Annotated in this window: 23 protein-coding genes; 19 read left to right on the plus strand and 4 right to left on the minus strand. The window is 73.2% G+C overall.

Annotated elements, in window-relative coordinates; genetic code table 11:
* The first annotated feature begins 25 nt into the window (after positions 1 to 25).
* Positions 26 to 649, plus strand: a complete 624-nt coding sequence (locus OG553_RS24885; protein ID WP_405981107.1) for a hypothetical protein — start codon at positions 26 to 28, stop codon at positions 647 to 649.
* 310 nt (positions 650 to 959) lie between these two features.
* Here the strand turns inward: OG553_RS24885 and ybaK are convergent, their stop codons facing one another.
* Genes ybaK through OG553_RS24900 form a run of 3 tightly spaced genes read right to left on the minus strand, consistent with a single transcriptional unit; the run spans position 960 to position 3,833 of the window.
* The gene (ybaK, locus tag OG553_RS24890) at positions 960 to 1,457 is read right to left on the minus strand and encodes a Cys-tRNA(Pro) deacylase (protein ID WP_405981108.1); all 498 of its coding nucleotides are present in this window, start codon (positions 1,455 to 1,457) and stop codon (positions 960 to 962) included.
* Positions 1,458 to 1,461: 4 nt separating this feature from the next.
* Positions 1,462 to 2,202 carry an LON peptidase substrate-binding domain-containing protein gene (locus OG553_RS24895; protein WP_405981109.1) on the minus strand — a complete coding sequence of 247 codons (741 nt, stop codon included), beginning with the start codon at positions 2,200 to 2,202 and terminating at the stop codon, positions 1,462 to 1,464.
* A 41-nt stretch (positions 2,203 to 2,243) separates the two neighbouring features.
* Positions 2,244 to 3,833: an oxidoreductase gene (locus OG553_RS24900; protein ID WP_405981110.1), complete on the minus strand. Its 1,590-nt coding sequence runs from the start codon at positions 3,831 to 3,833 to the stop codon at positions 2,244 to 2,246.
* Positions 3,834 to 3,955: 122 nt separating this feature from the next.
* On the opposite strand from OG553_RS24900, the gene hisD reads away from it, so the two are divergent.
* The 8 genes from hisD to hisF are packed head-to-tail and all read left to right on the plus strand — an operon-like array spanning position 3,956 to position 9,648.
* Positions 3,956 to 5,278: a histidinol dehydrogenase gene (gene hisD / locus OG553_RS24905; RefSeq protein WP_405981111.1), complete on the plus strand. Its 1,323-nt coding sequence runs from the start codon at positions 3,956 to 3,958 to the stop codon at positions 5,276 to 5,278.
* Positions 5,275 to 6,387 carry a histidinol-phosphate transaminase gene (locus tag OG553_RS24910; RefSeq protein WP_405981112.1) on the plus strand — a complete coding sequence of 371 codons (1,113 nt, stop codon included), beginning with the start codon at positions 5,275 to 5,277 and terminating at the stop codon, positions 6,385 to 6,387. The genes hisD and OG553_RS24910 overlap by 4 nt, the downstream gene beginning before the upstream one ends.
* Positions 6,384 to 6,977, plus strand: coding sequence for an imidazoleglycerol-phosphate dehydratase HisB (gene hisB / locus OG553_RS24915; protein WP_007263577.1), 594 nt, complete (start codon positions 6,384 to 6,386; stop codon positions 6,975 to 6,977). The genes OG553_RS24910 and hisB overlap by 4 nt, the downstream gene beginning before the upstream one ends.
* Before the next feature lie 2 nt (positions 6,978 to 6,979).
* Positions 6,980 to 7,147 carry a hypothetical protein gene (locus OG553_RS24920; protein WP_266838544.1) on the plus strand — a complete coding sequence of 56 codons (168 nt, stop codon included), beginning with the start codon at positions 6,980 to 6,982 and terminating at the stop codon, positions 7,145 to 7,147.
* A complete protein-coding gene (hisH, locus tag OG553_RS24925; protein WP_405981113.1) occupies positions 7,144 to 7,785 on the plus strand; it encodes an imidazole glycerol phosphate synthase subunit HisH in 642 nt (213 codons plus the stop codon). The genes OG553_RS24920 and hisH overlap by 4 nt, the downstream gene beginning before the upstream one ends.
* A complete protein-coding gene (gene priA, locus OG553_RS24930) occupies positions 7,785 to 8,513 on the plus strand; it encodes a bifunctional 1-(5-phosphoribosyl)-5-((5-phosphoribosylamino)methylideneamino)imidazole-4-carboxamide isomerase/phosphoribosylanthranilate isomerase PriA (RefSeq protein ID WP_405981114.1) in 729 nt (242 codons plus the stop codon). The genes hisH and priA overlap by 1 nt, the downstream gene beginning before the upstream one ends.
* Positions 8,510 to 8,896, plus strand: a complete 387-nt coding sequence (locus tag OG553_RS24935) for a RidA family protein (RefSeq protein WP_405981115.1) — start codon at positions 8,510 to 8,512, stop codon at positions 8,894 to 8,896. The genes priA and OG553_RS24935 overlap by 4 nt, the downstream gene beginning before the upstream one ends.
* Positions 8,893 to 9,648, plus strand: a complete 756-nt coding sequence (gene hisF / locus OG553_RS24940; RefSeq protein WP_405981116.1) for an imidazole glycerol phosphate synthase subunit HisF — start codon at positions 8,893 to 8,895, stop codon at positions 9,646 to 9,648. Before OG553_RS24935 ends, hisF begins: the two co-directional genes overlap by 4 nt.
* Before the next feature lie 47 nt (positions 9,649 to 9,695).
* Here the strand turns inward: hisF and OG553_RS24945 are convergent, their stop codons facing one another.
* Positions 9,696 to 10,328: a TIGR03085 family metal-binding protein gene (locus tag OG553_RS24945; RefSeq protein WP_405981117.1), complete on the minus strand. Its 633-nt coding sequence runs from the start codon at positions 10,326 to 10,328 to the stop codon at positions 9,696 to 9,698.
* Between the two features lie 84 nt (positions 10,329 to 10,412).
* Between OG553_RS24945 and hisI the strand changes: the two genes are divergently transcribed.
* From hisI to OG553_RS24995, 10 genes are all read left to right on the plus strand, one after another.
* Positions 10,413 to 10,778 (plus strand): phosphoribosyl-AMP cyclohydrolase, encoded by a 366-nt coding sequence (hisI, locus tag OG553_RS24950; RefSeq protein WP_405981118.1) that lies wholly within the window; start codon positions 10,413 to 10,415, stop codon positions 10,776 to 10,778.
* A gap of 210 nt (positions 10,779 to 10,988) precedes the next feature.
* Positions 10,989 to 12,494, plus strand: a complete 1,506-nt coding sequence (locus OG553_RS24955) for an anthranilate synthase component I (protein ID WP_405981119.1) — start codon at positions 10,989 to 10,991, stop codon at positions 12,492 to 12,494.
* A 14-nt stretch (positions 12,495 to 12,508) separates the two neighbouring features.
* Positions 12,509 to 13,147, plus strand: coding sequence for a TIGR02234 family membrane protein (locus OG553_RS24960; RefSeq protein WP_405981120.1), 639 nt, complete (start codon positions 12,509 to 12,511; stop codon positions 13,145 to 13,147).
* Between the two features lie 109 nt (positions 13,148 to 13,256).
* Positions 13,257 to 13,508 carry an HGxxPAAW family protein gene (locus tag OG553_RS24965; protein ID WP_405981121.1) on the plus strand — a complete coding sequence of 84 codons (252 nt, stop codon included), beginning with the start codon at positions 13,257 to 13,259 and terminating at the stop codon, positions 13,506 to 13,508.
* A gap of 68 nt (positions 13,509 to 13,576) precedes the next feature.
* On the plus strand, positions 13,577 to 14,074 hold the full coding sequence (locus OG553_RS24970) for a DUF2752 domain-containing protein (RefSeq protein ID WP_405981122.1): 498 nt from the start codon (positions 13,577 to 13,579) through the stop codon (positions 14,072 to 14,074).
* Positions 14,075 to 14,255: 181 nt separating this feature from the next.
* Positions 14,256 to 15,065 carry an indole-3-glycerol phosphate synthase TrpC gene (gene trpC / locus OG553_RS24975; protein ID WP_007263565.1) on the plus strand — a complete coding sequence of 270 codons (810 nt, stop codon included), beginning with the start codon at positions 14,256 to 14,258 and terminating at the stop codon, positions 15,063 to 15,065.
* Between the two features lie 8 nt (positions 15,066 to 15,073).
* Positions 15,074 to 15,283: a tryptophan biosynthesis modulator TrpM gene (trpM, locus tag OG553_RS24980; RefSeq protein ID WP_405981123.1), complete on the plus strand. Its 210-nt coding sequence runs from the start codon at positions 15,074 to 15,076 to the stop codon at positions 15,281 to 15,283.
* Positions 15,284 to 15,488: 205 nt separating this feature from the next.
* Positions 15,489 to 16,742: a tryptophan synthase subunit beta gene (gene trpB, locus OG553_RS24985; RefSeq protein WP_405981124.1), complete on the plus strand. Its 1,254-nt coding sequence runs from the start codon at positions 15,489 to 15,491 to the stop codon at positions 16,740 to 16,742.
* Positions 16,739 to 17,557, plus strand: coding sequence for a tryptophan synthase subunit alpha (trpA, locus tag OG553_RS24990; RefSeq protein WP_405981125.1), 819 nt, complete (start codon positions 16,739 to 16,741; stop codon positions 17,555 to 17,557). Before trpB ends, trpA begins: the two co-directional genes overlap by 4 nt.
* 95 nt (positions 17,558 to 17,652) lie before the next feature.
* Positions 17,653 to 18,591 carry a thioredoxin domain-containing protein gene (locus tag OG553_RS24995; protein WP_405981126.1) on the plus strand — a complete coding sequence of 313 codons (939 nt, stop codon included), beginning with the start codon at positions 17,653 to 17,655 and terminating at the stop codon, positions 18,589 to 18,591.
* The last annotated feature ends 19 nt before the right edge of the window (positions 18,592 to 18,610 follow it).

Genomic DNA, 18,610 nt, shown 5'->3' on the forward strand with positions numbered 1-18,610 from the left:
CCGCCGCACCTGGCACGATGTGGGGGTGACCGAAGCCGTGACCCCGCAACAGCAGCCGACCGTGCCCCCGCTCCCCGAGCCGGAGGCCGCCGTCACCCCGGCGGACGTCCGCGACGCGGCCGCCGTCACCCTGGCGGTGGGCGCCTGCGGGCTGCTCCTCGGGCTGCTGTGGACGTGGCTCGCGCCGCGCGTCCAGTACGTCTCCAACGGCGAGGCCGTCTTCCTGCGCAACACCGAGAGCGAGGCGCGGATCGGCGCCGACGGGACCTTCTTCCTGCTGGCCCTCGGACTCGGCGTGCTCAGCGCGGTCGCCGTGTTCCTGTGGCGCCGGCGCGGGGGCGTCCCGCTGGTGCTCGGGCTGGCCGTCGGGGCCTGCTTCGCCGCGCTGGTCGGGTGGCGGTTCGGGCTCTGGCTGAGCCCCGGCACGGACGTCCCGGCCGCCGCCGCGAAGGCGGGCAAGGGGGTGCCGTTCGACGCGCCGCTGCAGTTGCTCGCGTACGGGGTGCTGCTGGTGTGGCCGATGGCGGCCGTCGCCGTCCACCTGGCCCTGACGGCCGTCTGGGGTCCCCGGGACCCCGCCGCGGAGGTCTGGGAGGGCACGTACCCGCCGCCGCACGTCCACGCCGAGGGCGCGCCCCCGCAGTCCTGACCCCCGGGTGGGTGAGGGGGCGGGTGCGGTGGGCTGGCGCCGCTGCGCGGGGCGAGGTCCCCTACCCTCCCTTCGCCCGTTCCCCGGGGCTACGCCCCGGACCCCGTCGCCTCGAACGCCGGCGGGGCTATGAACAGCCCCGCCGGCGTTTGAGGCGACGGGCGCGCAGCGCCCGTACCGGGTCAGGGGCGGAGCCCCTGGGAACGGTGGAAGTGGGGGTCCCCCCGGACGGAGTCTGGGGGAGGGTAGGGGACCCTCGCCCCGCGCAGCGGGGCCAGCCACCCGCACCCGACCACCGGGCCCAGCCGCGTCAGGCAGGCCGGGCGACCGGGGCGATCACGGCCCCCGTGAGGGCCGCCAGGTCGGCGGGGGCCAGTTCGACCTCCAGCCCCCGGCGGCCCGCCGAGACGCAGATCGTGGCGTGCCCGGAGGCAGAGGCGTCCAGGACCGTCCGCAGCCGCCGCCGCTGCCCCAGCGGGGAGATGCCGCCCCTCACGTAGCCCGTGGTGCGTTCCGCCAGCGCCGGGTCGGCCATCGCCGCCCGCTTCCCGCCCACCGCGCCCGCCAGGGCCTTCAGGTCCAGCGAGCCCGACACCGGGACCACCGCCACCGTCAGGGCCCCGTCCACGTCGGCGACCAGGGTCTTGAACACCTGCTCGGGGGAGACCCCCAGCGCCTCGGCGGCCTCCTCGCCGTACGAGGGGTGCGCCGGGTCGTGCTCGTACGCGTGGGTGGTGAACTCCACGCCCGCTCCGGTGAGGGCGGTGATGGCCGGGGTGCCGGCCGGCTGGGGCTTCTTCTTGGTCATGGCCTCAGTTCGGGCTCGTCGGGGTACGGGTCAGGTCCACCGCCGGCAGCGACGGGAGGTGGCGGATGACCGCCGTTTCCGTACGCAGCAGCTTCAGCTCCTCCGCCAGGCGCGTCGCGGTGTCCGGGGCCTGGAGCAGGCGCTGCTTCGACGGGGTGTCCAGCACGGCCGCGGCCGCCACCAGGTACGACACCACCGACGGCTCGTCCGGCAGGTCCGGCGCCGAGGTCAGGGACCGCTCCCGGGCCCCCGCCAGCCGCTTCTGGTAGCTGCGGAAGGCCCGCAGCACCCCCTCGGACAGGGCGCCCGCGCCCTCGCCCGCGTCCTCCGCGAGCTCCTCCAGCTCGGCGACGAGGAACGGCCCCGACGCGTCCACCGACAGCAGCCTCACCCGCGTCGTGCCGGTGGCGAGGACCTCGAAGCTGCCGTCCTCCCGCTCCCGGATCGTCGCCGCGTCCGCGACGCAGCCCACCCGGTGGAACGCCTGGATCGGGTCGGAGCCGAAGCCCGCCGCCGGGCCCTTCTCGGGCAGGGCCGTCTGGTCCGGCAGGCCGGGAGCGGTCGGGGCGACCTCCCGGCCGTCACGGATCGCGACGACCGCGAACCGGCGCGGCTCGTCCACACCGCTCTTGAGCAGCTCGCGCATCATGGCGCGATACCGCTCCTCGAAGACGTTCAGCGGCAGCACGAGGCCCGGGAACAGCACCGAGTTCAGTGGGAAGAGGGGCAGGCGAACGGTGGTCACGAGGCACAGGGTAGTGGCCGGACGCCCCGGGCCGTCACCCGTTAACCCCGCCTCAGCAGCCGCGACGCGCCCGCCGCGACCGTCGTGGCCAGGATCCAGCCCAGCAGCACCAGCGCCGCCGAACCCCACTGCCAGCCGCCCTCCAGCTTCCACTGCCCCTGCTGGCCGAGATCGATCACCGGCAGCAGCAGGTCCAGCGCGTACAGCGCCGCGTCCCACTGCGGATGCTCGTCCGCCTTGATCGGCGCCGGTTCGTGCCGCAGGAACAGCAGGGTGCCCGCCGCCCACAGCACCGCCATCCACAGCGCCGCCCGCCCCGGCCGGTACCCGTACACCACCGTCCAGTCCTGGAGGTACCCCCAGGCCCGCGCCGCCGGCGACAGCGTCGCCCGCCGGCACCGCTGCTTCGCCACCAGCACCTCGCGGGCCCCGGCGTCCTCCCCGCCCGCCCGCAGCACCGCCGCGAGCCGCTCGTACGGCTCCGGCGAGTACTCGGGGGTGGCCGCCTCCAGCCACTCCAGCCGACGGGACAGCGGGAAGTGGCCCCGGGGCGCGAGCTCCTCGTAGACGAAGCCCTCCATCGACACCCGGCCGCGCCCCGGCCAGCTCGTCGACCGGTCCACGAGCTTGACCACCTTCGCCCCCGAGACCACCACCCGGCCCAGCTCCGGGGCCTCGCCCACGAACCGCAGCTCCGGCGTCTGCACCCGCCGCAGCGACACCTCCTGGTCCGCGCGCAGCTCGAACCGGGCACCGTAGAAGTCGGCCGAGTCGCCGAACCGGCCGTCGTCCAGCCGCAGCCCGCCCCGGCACTCGAAGCGCTGCGCCGGCCCGCCCGTCGTCGGGGTCTGCCCCCAGTCGTACGGGCGCTCCGGATCGGTCGTCGGCGAGCCCAGGCCGATCGACGTCAGGTACAGGGTCCGCTCGACGGTCAGCGTCGGGGCGTTCAGCGCCCGCCTGCCGGCGCGGTTGCTCAGCCGGGCCCCGCGCAGGCTCATCGAGGCACCCACCTTCGCCCCGCGCAGGCTCACCTCGCCGTGCGTCTCCAGCATGTCCGCCTGGAGGTCCTGCGCCACCGCCAGCCCGTCCGCGGCGATGGCCCGGCCCCGGTTGTCCCGGCGCACCACCGCGTGGCTGAGCAACAGGTCGGTGCCGATCTGCGCGTCGGTCAGCCGGATCCCGCGGGCCACCCGGCAGCGCGCCAGGTGGAGGTCGCCCTCGGTGTGCAGGCGGGCCCCCTCCAGCCGGGGCAGCGCGCAGTTGTCCAGCCGCAGCGTGCCGAACCGGGTCTCGGACACCTGGACCTCGCCGTCGAAGCGGCACCCGCGGATCTCCACGTACGGGGCCACCGAGGCACCCGAAAGGTCCAGCCGGCCGGTGATCTGCGCACCGCGCAGCTTCAGCCGCCCCACCCGCCCGGGCAGCGGCGCGGGCCCGGCCAGCAGCAGGTGCGCCACCACCTCCGCCCGGACCCGGCGCCCGGGCCCCCAGGCCCGCCCCGAGTGCGGATCGTCCGGGCCCGCGTCACGGGCCCCGAGGTCGCAGACGGCGCCCGCGCGGAAGGCCTCCCACATCAGCCGTTCGGGCTCCGTGAGGTCCTCCGGACGTCCGTCCCCGTCTGCTCCGGCCATGGCAGCCCCCCGCTGTCATCCACGTGTACGAGAACGCTAAGGGGCGGCGGTGACGTCCGGGGCGTGTATCAGCCAGTGATACGGGCGGACGGCGGTGGGAGGCGGTCTGAGAGAATTGGCAGGTGATCTCTCGTATCGACCTGCGCGGTGACGCCCTCCCCGAGGGCGGCGCCCTGCGCGACCTGCTGCCCCGTGCCGAGTTCGACGTGGAAGCCGCCCTGGAGAAGGTGCGGCCCATCTGCGAGGACGTCCATCATCGTGGCACGGCGGCGCTGATCGAGTACGCGCAGAAGTTCGACGGGGTCGAACTGACCCGGGCCCGGGTGCCCGCGGAGGCCCTCACGGCCGCCCTGGAGCAGCTCGACCCCGCCGTCCGCGCCGCCCTTGAGGAGTCCATCCGGCGCGCCCGGATCGTGCACCGGGGCCAGCGCCGTTCCGAGCACACCACCCAGGTGGTCCCCGGCGGCACCGTGACCGAGAAGTGGGTTTCGGTCGAGCGCGTGGGCCTGTACGCCCCCGGCGGCCGCTCCGTGTACCCGTCCTCCGTCGTCATGAACGTGGTCCCGGCCCAGGAGGCGGGCGTAGAGTCGATCGCGCTCGCGTCCCCGCCGCAGAAGGAGTTCGGCGGGCTGCCGCACCCCACCATCCTGGCGGCGTGCGCGCTGCTCGGCGTGGACGAGGTGTACGCGGCCGGCGGCGCCGTCGCCGTCGCGATGTTCGCGTACGGCACCGAGGAATGCCTGCCGGTCAACATGGTGACCGGTCCCGGCAACATCTGGGTCGCCGCCGCCAAGCGCTACTTCACCGGGAAGATCGGCATCGACACCGAGGCCGGCCCCACCGAGATCGCGGTCCTCGCGGACTCCACGGCCGACCCGGTCCACGTCGCCGCCGACCTGATCAGCCAGGCCGAGCACGACCCGCTCGCCGCCGCCGTCCTCGTCACGGACTCCGCGGAGCTCGCGGAGGCCGTCGAGAAGGAGCTGGAGCCGCAGGTCGCCGCGACCAAGCACGTCGAGGACCGGATCAAGCCCGCCCTCGCCGGCAAGCAGTCCGCGATCGTGCTGGTCGACAGCCTGGAGGACGGCCTCAAGGTCGTCGACGCGTACGGTGCCGAGCACCTGGAGATCCAGACCGCCGACGCCGCCGCCTGGGCCGCCCGGGTCCGCAACGCCGGCGCGGTCTTCGTCGGCCCCTGGGCGCCCGTCTCCCTCGGCGACTACTGCGCCGGCTCCAACCACGTCCTGCCCACCGGCGGCTGCGCCTGCCACTCCTCGGGCCTGTCCGTGCAGTCCTTCCTGCGCGGGATCCACATCGTCGACTACACGCGCGACGCCCTCGCCGAGGTCACCCACCACGTGGTGACGCTGGCCGAGGCGGAGGACCTGCCCGCGCACGGCGCGGCCCTCAAGGCCCGCTTCGGATGGAAGGTGCCCGGACAGTGACCACCATCGGGATCGACGACCTGCCCATCCGGGACGAGCTCCGCGGCAAGACCCCGTACGGCGCCCCGCAGCTCGACGTGCCCGTCCAGCTGAACACCAACGAGAACCCGTACGAGCTGCCCGAGGCGCTCGTACGGCGCATCGCCGAGCGCGTCGCCGACGCCGCCCGCACCCTCAACCGCTACCCCGACCGGGACGCGGTGGAGCTGCGCACCCAGCTGGCCGCCTACCTCACCCGCACGGGCAAGCACCCCGTCGCCAAGGAGAACGTCTGGGCCGCCAACGGCTCCAACGAGGTCCTCCAGCAGCTGCTGCAGACCTTCGGCGGCCCCGGGCGCACGGCCATCGGCTTCGAGCCCTCGTACTCGATGCACGCCCTCATCGCGCGCGGCACCGGCACCGGCTGGATCTCCGGCCCGCGCCGCGAGGACTTCACCATCGACGTGGCGGCGGCCGAGCGGGCCATCGCCGAGCACGCCCCCGACGTCGTCTTCATCACCTCGCCGAACAACCCCACGGGCACCGCGGTCGAGGCGGAGACGGTCCTCGCCCTCTACGAGGCCGCGCAGGCCGCCAAGCCGTCTTTGGTCGTCGTCGACGAGGCCTACGTGGAGTTCTCCCACCGGGACTCCCTCCTCCCGCTGATCGAGGGCCGCCCCAACCTGGTGGTCTCCCGGACCATGTCCAAGGCGTTCGGCGCCGCGGGCCTGCGCCTGGGCTACCTGGCCGCGCACCCGGCCGTCGTCGACGCCGTGCAGCTCGTACGCCTGCCGTACCACCTGTCCGCCGTCACCCAGGCGACCGCACTGGCCGCTCTGGAGCACACCGACACCCTGCTCGGCTACGTCGAGCAGCTCAAGGCCGAGCGGGACCGCCTCGTCACCGAGCTGCGTGCCATCGGCTACGAGGTCACCGAGTCCGACGCGAACTTCATCCAGTTCGGGAAGTTCGAGGACTCCCACACCGCCTGGCAGAAGATCCTCGACCAGGGCGTCCTGGTCCGGGACAACGGCGTACCGGGTCGGCTGCGGGTCACCGCCGGCACGCCGGCCGAGAACGACGCGTTCCTGGAAGCGGTTCGCGCACTGAAGAAGGAGCAGCAGGCATGAGCCGCATCGGACGGGTCGAGCGCACCACGAAGGAGACCACGGTCCTCGTCGAGATAGACCTCGACGGCACCGGCAAGGTCGACGTCTCGACGGGTGTCGGCTTCTACGACCACATGCTCGACCAGCTCGGCCGCCACGGCCTCTTCGACCTCACGGTCAAGACGGACGGCGACCTGCACATCGACAGCCACCACACCATCGAGGACACCGCCCTCGCGCTGGGCGCCGCCTTCAAGCAGGCCCTCGGCGACAAGGTGGGCATCTACCGCTTCGGCAACTGCACCGTCCCGCTGGACGAGTCCCTCGCCCAGGTGACCGTGGACCTCTCCGGCCGCCCCTACCTCGTGCACACCGAGCCCGAGAACATGGCGCCGATGATCGGCGAGTACGACACGACGATGACCCGGCACATCTTCGAGTCCTTCGTCGCGCAGGCCCAGATCGCCCTGCACATCCACGTCCCGTACGGCCGCAACGCCCACCACATCGTGGAGTGCCAGTTCAAGGCCCTCGCCCGGGCCCTGCGCTACGCCGCCGAGTTCGACCCGCGCGCCGCCGGCATCCTGCCCTCCACGAAGGGCGCCCTCTAGCCGTGAACGGCCTGAACACCATCCTGATCGTCCTCGGCCTGTTCCTGGCCGGGGGCGTGTACTCCTTCCAGAAGCAGAAGATGCCGAAATCGGTGATCATTCTGCTCGCCCTCGGCTCCGTGATGTGTCTGGCCGCGGGAGTCCTGCGAATCCAAGGAATCTGGGAATGAGCGCCAAGAAGAACGTCGTCGTCTTCGACTACGGCTTCGGCAACATCCGTTCCGCCGAGCGCGCCCTCGCGCGCGTCGGCGCGGACGTCGAGATCACCCGCGACTACGACAAGGCCATGGACGCCGACGGGCTCCTCGTGCCCGGTGTCGGCGCCTTCTCCGCCTGCATGAAGGGGCTCAAGGACGCGCGCGGCGACTGGATCATCGGCCGCCGGCTGTCCGGCGGGCGGCCCGTCATGGGCATCTGCGTCGGCATGCAGATCCTCTTCGAGCGCGGCATCGAGCACGGGGTGGAGACCGAGGGCCTCGACGAGTGGCCCGGCACGGTCGGCCCGCTGAAGGCCCCCGTCGTCCCGCACATGGGCTGGAACACCGTCGAGGCCCCGGCCGACAGCCAGGCCTTCGCCGGGCTCGACGCCGACGCCCGCTTCTACTTCGTGCACTCCTACGCGGCCCACGACTGGACGCTGGAGGTCACCAACCCCAGGATCAAGGGCCCCAAGGTCACCTGGGCCACGCACGGCGAGCGGTTCGTCGCGGCGGTGGAGAACGGCGCCCTGTGGGCCACCCAGTTCCACCCCGAGAAGTCCGGCGACGCCGGAGCCCAGCTCCTCACCAACTGGATCGAGACCCTCTGATGCCGAACACGCTTGAACTGCTCCCCGCGGTCGACGTCCGCGACGGCCAGGCCGTGCGCCTGGTGCACGGCGTGTCGGGCAGCGAGACCTCGTACGGCTCCCCGCTGGAGGCGGCCCTCGCCTGGCAGGCCTCCGGCGCCGAGTGGCTGCACCTCGTCGACCTGGACGCCGCCTTCGGCACCGGCGACAACCGCGCCCTGGTCGCCGAGATCACCCGTGCGATGGACATCAAGGTCGAGCTGTCCGGCGGCATCCGCGACGACGCCACGCTCGCCGCGGCCCTCGCCACCGGCTGCACCCGCGTCAACCTCGGCACCGCCGCCCTGGAGACCCCCGAGTGGGCCGCCAAGGCCATCGCCGAGCACGGCGACAGGATCGCCATCGGCCTCGACGTGCGCGGCACCACCCTCAAGGGCCGCGGCTGGACCAGCGAGGGCGGCGACCTCTACGAGACCCTCGCCCGCCTGGACTCCGAGGGCTGCGCCCGCTACGTCGTCACCGACATCGGCAAGGACGGCACGCTGACCGGCCCCAACCTGGAGCTGCTGCGGAACGTCTGCGCCGCCACCGACCGGCCCGTCGTCGCCTCCGGCGGCGTGTCCTCCCTGGACGACCTGCGCGCCCTGTCCGAGCTGGTTCCGGCGGGCGTCGAGGGCGCCATCGTCGGCAAGGCCCTGTACGCCAAGGCCTTCACCCTCGAAGAGGCCCTGGAGGCGGTGCGCGCATGAGCTCCGCGGAAGTGCGCCGGATCTCCTCCGGCGGCCCCTACGAGGACGTGATCGGCTACTCGCGCGCCGTCGCGCTGCCCAACGGCCTGGTGCTGGTCTCCGGCTGCACCGCGGCCGACGCGGGCGGCCCGTACGACCAGACGGTCAAGGCCTTCGAGGTCGCCTTCAAGGCCCTCGCCGAGGCCGGCCTGGGCGCCGGGGACGTGGTCCGCACCCGGATGTACCTCACGCACGCCCGGGACGTGGAGGAGGTGGGCCGTGCGCACAAGGCCCTCTTCGACGCGGTCCGCCCCGCCGCCTCGATGATCATCGTCTCCGGCTTCGTCGACCCGGGCATGGTCGTCGAGGTGGAGGTAGAGGCGTACAAGGAGACCGAGCGATGACCCTCGCCGTACGAGTGATCCCCTGCCTGGACGTGGACAACGGCCGGGTCGTCAAGGGCGTCAACTTCCAGAACCTGCGCGACGCCGGCGACCCGGTGGAGATGGCCAAGCTGTACGACGCCGAGGGCGCCGACGAGCTGACCTTCCTCGACATCACCGCCTCCTCCGGCAACCGCGAGACCACCTACGACGTGGTGCGGCGCACCGCCGAGCAGGTGTTCATCCCGCTCACGGTCGGCGGCGGCGTCCGCACGGCCGACGATGTCGACAAGCTGCTGCGGGCCGGCGCCGACAAGGTCGGCGTCAACACCGCCGCCATCGCCCGGCCCGAGCTGATCCAGGAGATCGCCGAGCGCTTCGGCCGGCAGGTCCTCGTCCTGTCGGTCGACGCCCGCCGGACCGAGAACGGCTCCTTCGAGGTCACCACCCACGGCGGCCGCCGGGGCACCGGCATCGACGCCGTCGAGTGGGCGCACCGGGCGGCCGAACTGGGCGCCGGGGAGATCCTGCTGAACTCCATGGACGCCGACGGCACCAAGGACGGCTACGACACCGAGATGATCGCGGCCGTGCGCCGGCACGTCACCGTCCCGGTGATCGCCTCCGGCGGCGCCGGCAAGCTGGAGCACTTCGCGCCCGCCATCGGCGCGGGCGCCGACGCGGTCCTCGCCGCCTCGGTGTTCCACTTCGGCGACCTGCGGATCTCCGAGGTCAAGGGAGCCCTGCGCGAAGCCGGCCACCCGGTCCGGTGAGCCGCCACGCCTGCGGGGCCCGGCCGGGCCCCGCAGGCGGACGTGCCTCAAATGCCCAGCTGGGCCACCGTCAGCTTCGCGACGGCCTCCTTCTCGCCGTCCAGCTCCACCGCCGCCGAGTTCTGCCGGCCGAAGCAGAACAGCGTCAGCTCGCCCGGCTCCCCGGTCACCGTCACCACCGGCACGCCCTTGTGCGCCACCGCCGTACGCCCGTCCGGGCGGCGCAGCACCAGGCCCACCGGCGAGCGGCGGCCCGTCAGCCGGGCCAGCTTCTCCAGCCGGGCCCACAGCGCGTCCGAGAACACCGGGTCCAGCGTCCGCGGCGACCAGTCGGGCTGCGCGCGCCGCACGTCCTCCGCGTGGACGTAGAACTCCACCGCGTTCGCGGCCTCGTCGATCTGCTTCAGCGCGTACACGGACAGCTTCGGCGGGCCGGTGCGGATCAGCTGGATGAGCTCCTCGTACGGCTTGGCCGTGTACTCGGCCATCGCCCGGTCGAGGCGGTCCTTCAGCACGTTCAGCAGCAGTCCGCCCGCCGCGTCCGGGCGGCGCTCGCGCACCACCACGTGCGCCGCCAGGTCCCGGCAGGTCCAGCCGTCGCACAGCGTCGGCGCCTCCGGCCCCGCCGCCTCCAAGAGGTCCGCCAGCAGCAGTCGTTCACGCTTCGCATGGGTAGACATGCGGGCCAGCCTACGGCCGTGCCCCGCCGCGCGGCTGCCCATCAGGCGGACGGTGATCCGTAACGGGTCGTTCCGCCCGGCACAATGGGGCCCATGAGTACGTCCTCCCTCGACCCCGCCGTCGCCGCCCGCCTCAAGCGCTCCCCGGACGGCCTGGTCCCGGCCATCGCCCAGCAGTACGACACCGGCGAGGTGCTCATGCTCGGCTGGATGGACGACGAGGCCCTGCACCGCACCCTCACCACCGGCCGCTGCACCTACTGGTCGCGCAGCCGCCAGGAGTACTGGGTCAAGGGGGACACCTCCGGCCACTTCCAGTACGTGAAGTCCGTCGCCCTCGACTGCGACGCGGACACCGTGCTCGTCAAGGTCGACCAGGTCGGCGCCGCCTGCCACACCGGCGCGCGCACCTGCTTCGACGACGATGTCCTTTTCAGCGACGCCAGCTAGGGGGTGTCCGGCCGATCATGGCCGGGCCCGGCTTGCCCGGCACCGCGGCTTGCCGCGTTGTCGTCAGTCGCCAATGTCCCCCAGCTACCGCTGGGAGGGCCCCCACCGCAGTGGCTCCTTCCTCCGCCTTGCAATCCACGGCACCAGACAACCCGGGCTGATCCGCCCCTGATCGGCCGGACACCCCCTCGCCAGTTAGGGTCCCACCCCATGGATCTCGAGACGTTCCGCAAGCTCGCGGCCGACCGCCGCGTCATCCCCGTGAGCCGGCGGCTGCTCGCCGACGGGGACACCCCCGTCGGGCTCTACCGGAAGCTGGCCGCCGAACGCCCCGGCACCTTCCTGCTGGAATCCGCCGAGAACGGCCGCTCCTGGTCCCGGTACTCCTTCGTCGGCGTGCGCAGCGACTCCACCCTCACCGTCAAGGACGGCCAGGCGCACTGGATCGGCACCCCGCCCGTCGGCGTCCCCACGGACGGCGACCCCCTCGACGCGCTGCGCGCCACCGTCGAGGCCCTGCACACGCCCCGGGACCTGGTGGGCGGCATGCCGCCCTTCACCGGCGGCATGGTCGGCTACCTGGGCTACGACATCGTCCGCCGCCTGGAGCGGATCGGCGAGCACGCCGAGGACGACCTGGAGCTCCCCGAGCTGACCATGCTCCTCACCTCCGACCTGGCGGTCCTGGACCACTGGGACGGCACCGTGCAGCTGATCGCCAACGCGATCAACCACAACGACCTGGACTCCGGGGTCGACGAGGCCTACGCCGACGCCGTCGCCCGGCTCGACGCCATGGAGGCCGACCTCGCGCGGCCCGCGCCGTACGCCCCGGCCCCGCTGCCCGCCTCCGAGGTGCCGAGTTTTGAAGACGGCACAGTCTCCGCGCTGTGGGGCGGCGAGAAGTACCAGGCCGCCGTGGAGGACGTGAAGGAGCGGATCCGGGCCGGCGAGGCCTTCCAGGTGGTGCCCTCGCAGCGGTTCGAGACCCCCTGCGAGGCCTCCGCGCTGGACGTCTACCGGGTGCTGCGGGCCACCAACCCGTCCCCGTACATGTACCTCTTCCGCTTCGAGAACGGCTTCGACGTGGTCGGGTCCAGCCCCGAGGCGCTGGTCAAGGTCGAGGACGGGCGGGCCATGGTCCACCCGATCGCGGGCACCCGGCACCGGGGCGCGACCCCGCAGGAGGACAACGACCTCGCCGAGGAGCTGCTGGCCGACCCCAAGGAGCGCGCCGAGCACCTCATGCTCGTCGACCTGGGCCGCAACGACCTGGGCCGGGTGTGCGAGCCGGGCTCCGTCGAGGTCGTCGACTTCATGAGCATCGAGCGGTACTCGCACGTCATGCACATCGTCTCCACCGTCACCGGCCGGGTCGCCGAGGGCAGGACCGCCTTCGACGTGCTCACCGCCTGCTTCCCCGCCGGGACCCTCTCCGGCGCGCCCAAGCCGCGCGCCATGCAGATCATCGAGGAGCTGGAGCCCTCCCGGCGCGGCCTGTACGGCGGCTGCGTGGGCTACCTCGACTTCGCGGGGGACTCCGACACGGCCATCGCCATCCGCACCGCGCTGCTGCGCGACGGCACCGCGTACGTGCAGGCCGGGGCCGGCGTGGTGGCGGACTCGGTGCCCGAGCTGGAGGACCGCGAGTGCCGCAACAAGGCGGCCGCCGTGCTCCGAGCCGTCGGAGCGGCGAACCGCCTCCACCGCGCCTGAGGCCGTAAGGGATAGTGGGGTACGTGAGTGCCGTACCCCACCCCCCCACCGAGGCCGAGGCCCCCGGGAGCAGCGCCGGCCGCCGCACCGTGGCCGTCGCCCTGCTGCTCGGCGCGCTCGGCGCCACCGTCGTCCTGCTCGCCTCCGGCCGCACCTGGGCCCGGGGCAGCGCCTCCATCGGCGGCGGGACCCTGCCCCTGACCGCTGACGGGCGGGCCGTCACGGGCCTTCCGGCGGCCCTGGCGATCGTCGGCCTCGCGGCCCTGGTCGCGGTGTTCGCCGTACGGGGCCGGGGCCGGCTGCTGGTCTCCGGGCTGCTGGCGCTGAGCGGTCTGGGCGCCGCCCTGGCCGCCGTGGCCGCCGCCGACGACCGGGCCGCGCTCGACGAGCGGGCCGCCACCGCGACGGCCGACACGGCCGCCCGGGTGGTGGAGCTGACCCATACGGCGTGGCCGTACGTCACCGCCTCCGGCGCTGCCCTGATCCTGCTCGCGGGACTGCTCGCGCTGCGCTTCGGCAGCGCCTGGCCCGCGATGGGAGGCCGCTACGAGCGCGACGGGAGCCCCCGCGGGCGCACCCCGGCCCCGGTGGACCCGGACCGGCCGGAGGACCTGTGGAAGGCACTGGACCGCGGCGAGGACCCCACCCGCTAGAAGGGGCCGCCGGAGATCGCCACCCACTGGAGAAACCGGCGGCGCCGTGCGGGACAATGACAGCGAGCGTGCGGCACCGCACGCGAGACAGAGCAACGAGGAGCAACTCATGGCGGGCACGAGCCACGGACACACCCCGGCCGCCTGGACCGGTGTCGTCATCGCCTTCATCGGTTTCTGCGTATCCGGCGCCTTCATGGTGCTGGCGAACCCGCTGGGGTTCTGGGCGGGCCTGGTCGTCGTCGCGCTCGGCGGTGTGGTCGGCCTCGCGATGCGGGCCGCCGGCATGGGTGCGCCGAAGGCCACCCACCGCGACCTCGCCGAGGTCATCGCCGCGAACCGGGTCGCCGCCAAGGTCTGAGCGGGACCGCGCGGGTCTGCCGGTCCGCTGTTCGAAAGGCGCGGCCCCGTCGGGCTGCGCCTTTTGTCATGAGCGGAGAGAATCAGCGGGTGGACGCCTCTCGTACCGACGCCCCGTACGCGGGCCCCTGGGAGCCCCTGCCGTCCGGGCGGCCGCCAGTACCGGCCTCCCGGGCACGGCGGCTCGCCGCCCCCGTGCTGACGCTGGCCGGGGCCGTGGCGGCGTTCGCGTACGTGGGCGCCGTGGACCCCAACGAACCGGGGCACTATCCGGTCTGCCCGCTGTTCCGGCTGACCGGGGTGCTGTGCCCCGGCTGCGGCGGGCTGCGCAGCGCGCACGCCTTCGCCACCGGCGACCTGCCGGCGGCGCTGGGTGCCAATGCGGTGGCGGTGGCCGGCTACCTCGTCTTCGCCGCCTTCACGGCCCTGTGGCTGCTGCGGGCCTTCCGCGGGGGTCCGGTGCCCCGGATCGCCCTGCGGCCGGCCTGGTGGTGGGGCGTCGGGGGTCTGGTGCTGGCGTTCTCGATTGTCCGGAACCTCCCGTTCGGTTCCGCACTGGCTCCCTGACCCCGGCGGAGGCCTTGCGGGAACTACGGGAAGGCCATATTCCGAGTGTCCAGTCCCTGGGAAACCGAGAAGTCCGTGCGGAGGCCTCGGCGACCTGCGGATACCATTTGAGTGCCGACCTTGCAGTGGAACGTGTCTGCAAGGCGGCCGACCGTCATCAACCCGGAAGGGGGCCGCTCGCGTGAGTGTGCTCGACGAGATCATCGAAGGGGTCCGCGAAGACCTTGCCGAACGGCAGGCCCGCGTGAGCCTCGACGAGCTCAAGGAGCGTGCCGCCAAGGCGCCCCAGGCCAAGGACGGCGTCGCCGCCCTGCGTGGCGACGGCGTCAAGGTGATCTGCGAGGTCAAGCGCTCCAGCCCCTCCAAGGGCGCGCTGGCCGCGATCGCGGATCCGGCCGGGCTCGCCGCCGATTACGAGGCGGGCGGTGCGGCGGTCATCTCCGTCCTCACCGAGCAGCGCCGCTTCGGCGGCTCGCTCGCGGACCTGGAGGCCGTCCGCGCACGCGTGGACATCCCGATCCTGCGCAAGGACTTCATCGTCACGGCGTACCAGCTGTGGGAGGCCCGCGCCTACGGCGCCGACCTCGTGCTGCTGATCGTCGCGGCCCTGGAGCAGGAGGCCCTGGTCTCCCTCATCGAGCGGGCCGAGTCCATCGGCCTCACCCCGCTCGTCGAGGTGCACGACGAGGAGGAGATCGAGCGTGCCGTCGCCGCCGGCGCCAAGATCATCGGCGTCAACGCGCGCAACCTGAAGGACCTCAAGGTCGACCGCTCCACCTTCGAGCGGGTCGTCGGAGAGATCCCGCCCCACATCGTGAAGGTCGCCGAGTCCGGCATCCGCGGACCGCACGACCTGATCGCCTACGCCAACGAGGGCGCCGACGCGGTCCTCGTCGGCGAGTCCCTGGTCACCGGACGCGACCCGAAGGCGGCCGTGGCCGACCTGGTCGCCGCCGGCGCCCACCCCGCCCTGCGTCACGGGCGGAGCTGACCACTCCCGTGCCCCCCGCCTCCTCCTCCGTCCGCACCCGCCCGGGCCACGGCCCGGCCGGCGTGCCGACGGCGCACGCGCCGCTGGCGCGCGGCTGCCGCCCCCGCGGCTGCCGCGCCCCGGCCCGCCGCGTGCACGGCCGGCGGGTGCGCTACGTGATCGGGTCCGAGCCCGGACAGGTCAACGGCATGCGATGGCGCGGCACGACCGCGTCGTAACGGCGGCCCCTCCGGCCCGGTACCCCTGACGTACCGGCCGGGGCCCTCGTGCGGCCCCGCCCCCCTCGTGGGCGCGGGCCGTCCCGTCCGTACCCCTCCCACCCCCTCAGCGGGGTGCGCGGGCGGCGGACCGGCGGCGCAATACGGTGCATCCAGCCCGCGTCGAGCGAAGCCTCGCATTCCGTACCCGTAGGAGTAGTGGCACATGTCCACCAGCTCGTTCTTCATCCCGGACCCGGAGGGTCACGTCCCCAACACCGAGGGCTACTTCGGTGACTTCGGCGGCAAGTTCATCCCGGAGGCCCTCGTCGCCGCCGTGGACGAGGTCGCCGTCGAGTACGAGAAGGCCAAGGGCGACCCGGCCTTCGCCGCCGAGCTCAACGACCTCATGGTCAACTACACCGGCCGGCCCAGCGCCCTGACCGAGGTGCCCCGGTTCGCCGAGCACGCCGGCGGCGCCCGGATCTTCCTCAAGCGCGAGGACCTCAACCACACCGGCTCGCACAAGATCAACAACGTGCTGGGCCAGGCGCTGCTCACCAAGCGCATGGGCAAGACCCGCGTCATCGCCGAGACCGGCGCCGGCCAGCACGGCGTGGCCACCGCCACCGCCTGCGCCCTCTTCGGCCTCGACTGCACCATCTACATGGGCGAGATCGACACCCAGCGCCAGGCCCTCAACGTGGCCCGCATGCGCATGCTCGGCGCCGAGGTCATCGCCGTGAAGTCCGGCTCCCGGACCCTCAAGGACGCCATCAACGAGGCGTTCCGCGACTGGGTCGCCAACGTGGACCAGACCCACTACCTCTTCGGCACCGTCGCCGGCCCGCACCCCTTCCCGGCCATGGTCCGCGACTTCCACCGCGTCATCGGCGTCGAGGCCCGCCGCCAGATCATCGAGCGCGCCGGCCGGCTCCCCGACGCCGTCGCCGCCTGCGTCGGCGGCGGCTCCAACGCCATCGGCCTCTTCCACGCCTTCATCCCCGACGCGGACGTCCGCCTGGTCGGCTTCGAGCCCGCCGGACACGGCGTGGAGACCGGCGAGCACGCCGCCACCCTCACCGCGGGCGAGCCCGGCATCCTGCACGGCTCCCGCAGCTACGTCCTCCAGGACGAGGAGGGCCAGATCACCGAGCCCTACTCCATCTCCGCCGGCCTGGACTACCCCGGCATCGGCCCCGAGCACTCCTACCTCAAGGACACCGGCCGCGGCGAGTACCGCGCCGTCACCGACGACGCCGCCATGCAGGCCCTGCGCCTGCTCTCGCGCACCGAGGGCATCATCCCGGCCATCGAGTCGGCGCACGCCCTCGCGGGCGCCCTCGACCTGGGCAAGGAGCTGGGCAAGGACGGCCTGATCGTCGTCAACCTGTCCGGCCGCGGCGACAAGGACATGGACACGGCCGCCCGCTACTTCGGGCTGTACGACGGTGCGGAGACCGAGGGGGAGAACAAGTGAGCAACCAGGGCAACATCGAACTGCTGAGCGCGACCCTCGCCAAGGCCAAGTCCGAGGACCGCGCGGCCCTCGTCGCCTACCTCCCGGCCGGCTTCCCGACCGTCGACGGCGGCATCGAGGCCGTCAAGGCCGTCATCGCGGGCGGCGCCGACGTCGTCGAGATCGGGCTGCCGCACAGCGACCCGGTCCTGGACGGCGCCGTCATCCAGACCGCCGACGACATCGCCCTGCGCGGCGGCGTCAAGATCGCCGACGTGCTGCGCACCGTCCGCGAGGCCTTCGAGGCCACCGGCGTCCCGATCCTGGTCATGACGTACTGGAACCCCATCGACCGCTACGGCGTCGAGCGGTTCACCGCCGAGCTGGCCGCCGCCGGCGGCGCCGGCTGCATCCTGCCCGACCTGCCGGTCCAGGAGTCCGCGCTGTGGCGGGAGCACGCCGCCGAGCACGGTCTGGCGACCGTCTTCGTCGTGGCCCCCAGCAGCAAGGACGAGCGGCTCGCGACCATCACCGCCGCCGGCTCCGGCTTCGTCTACGCCGCCTCCCTCATGGGCGTCACCGGCACCCGCGAGTCCGTCGGCAACGAGGCCCAGGAACTGGTGCGCCGCACCCGCGCCACCACCGACCTCCCGGTCTGCGTGGGCCTGGGCGTCTCCAACGCCGTACAGGCCAAGCAGGTCGCCGGCTTCGCCGACGGTGTGATCGTCGGCTCGGCCTTCGTGAAGCTGCTCCTGGACGCCCCCGACCTGCCGGCCGGCCTCGCGGCCGTGCGGGCACTGGCGGGCGAGCTTGCGGAAGGCGTACGCAGGTCCTGACCCCGGACGGGCCCGGGACGAGGTTCTGTAGCCCGATCGGGTGGATTCGGCAGCGGGGAGGCACGCGAGTGCCTCCCCGCTTCGTTTGGCCGAACGTGAGCGAGAAGAACGACGGTGCGAACCGCGATGCGACGAAACGATCGGCCCGGGAGCGACTCCAGGAGGAGCGCGAGCGGCAGAAGAGCCGGGACAAGCGCCGGCGGACCTTCCTGGTCGCCGGGGCGGTCGTCGGCGTGCTCGGCCTGGCCGCCGTCGTCGGCGTGATCGCGGCCAACGCCGGCAAGGGCGACAAGTCCGCCAAGGCCGGCCCGGTGGCCGCGCCCTCCGGAGCCACCGGCAAGGACGCGCTCGCCATCCAGACGGGCAAGGACGGGGCCAAGTCCACCCTCACGGTGTGGGAGGACTTCCGCTGCCCCGCCTGCAAGGCCTTCGAGGACAACTACCGCACCACCATCCACGACCTGGAGGCAAAGGGGCTCCTCAAGGTCGAGTACCACCTGGTCACCCTGATCGACGGGAACATGGGCGGCACCGGCTCCCTGAAGGGGGCGAACGCCGCCGCCTGCGCCCAGGACGCCGGCAAGTTCTCCGCCTACCACGACGTCCTCTTCCAGAACCAGCCGCCGGAGACCGACGACGCCTTCGGCAAGAACGCCAAGCTGCTGGAGCTGGCGGGCAAGGTCGACGGGCTGGACACCCCCGCCTTCCGCTCCTGCGTGGAGGACGGCACCCACAACAGCTGGGTGGGCAAGTCGCACGAGGCGTTCAGCGACGGGAAGTTCCGGGGCACGCCGACGGTGCTGCTCGACGGGAAGGACATCTTCTCCGACCAGGCGAACCCGCTGACCCCGCAGAAGCTGAAGGAGAAGGTCGAGGGCACCGGCGGCAAGACCGCCCCGTCGCCGTCGGCGTCCCCCTCCGCGTCCGCCTCGGGGAACGGCGCGCCGAAGAGCGGATCCAAGGGTTCCACGGCCTCCGGATCCGGTTCCGCTTCCGGTGCCCGCGCCGGGGCCGGGACGGGGTCGGGAGGCTGACACGGGCGGCCCCGCCATG

It is taken from the genome of Streptomyces sp. NBC_00158, from assembly GCF_045160885.1.
In the GTDB taxonomy this organism is placed as follows: Bacteria; Actinomycetota; Actinomycetes; order Streptomycetales; family Streptomycetaceae; genus Streptomyces.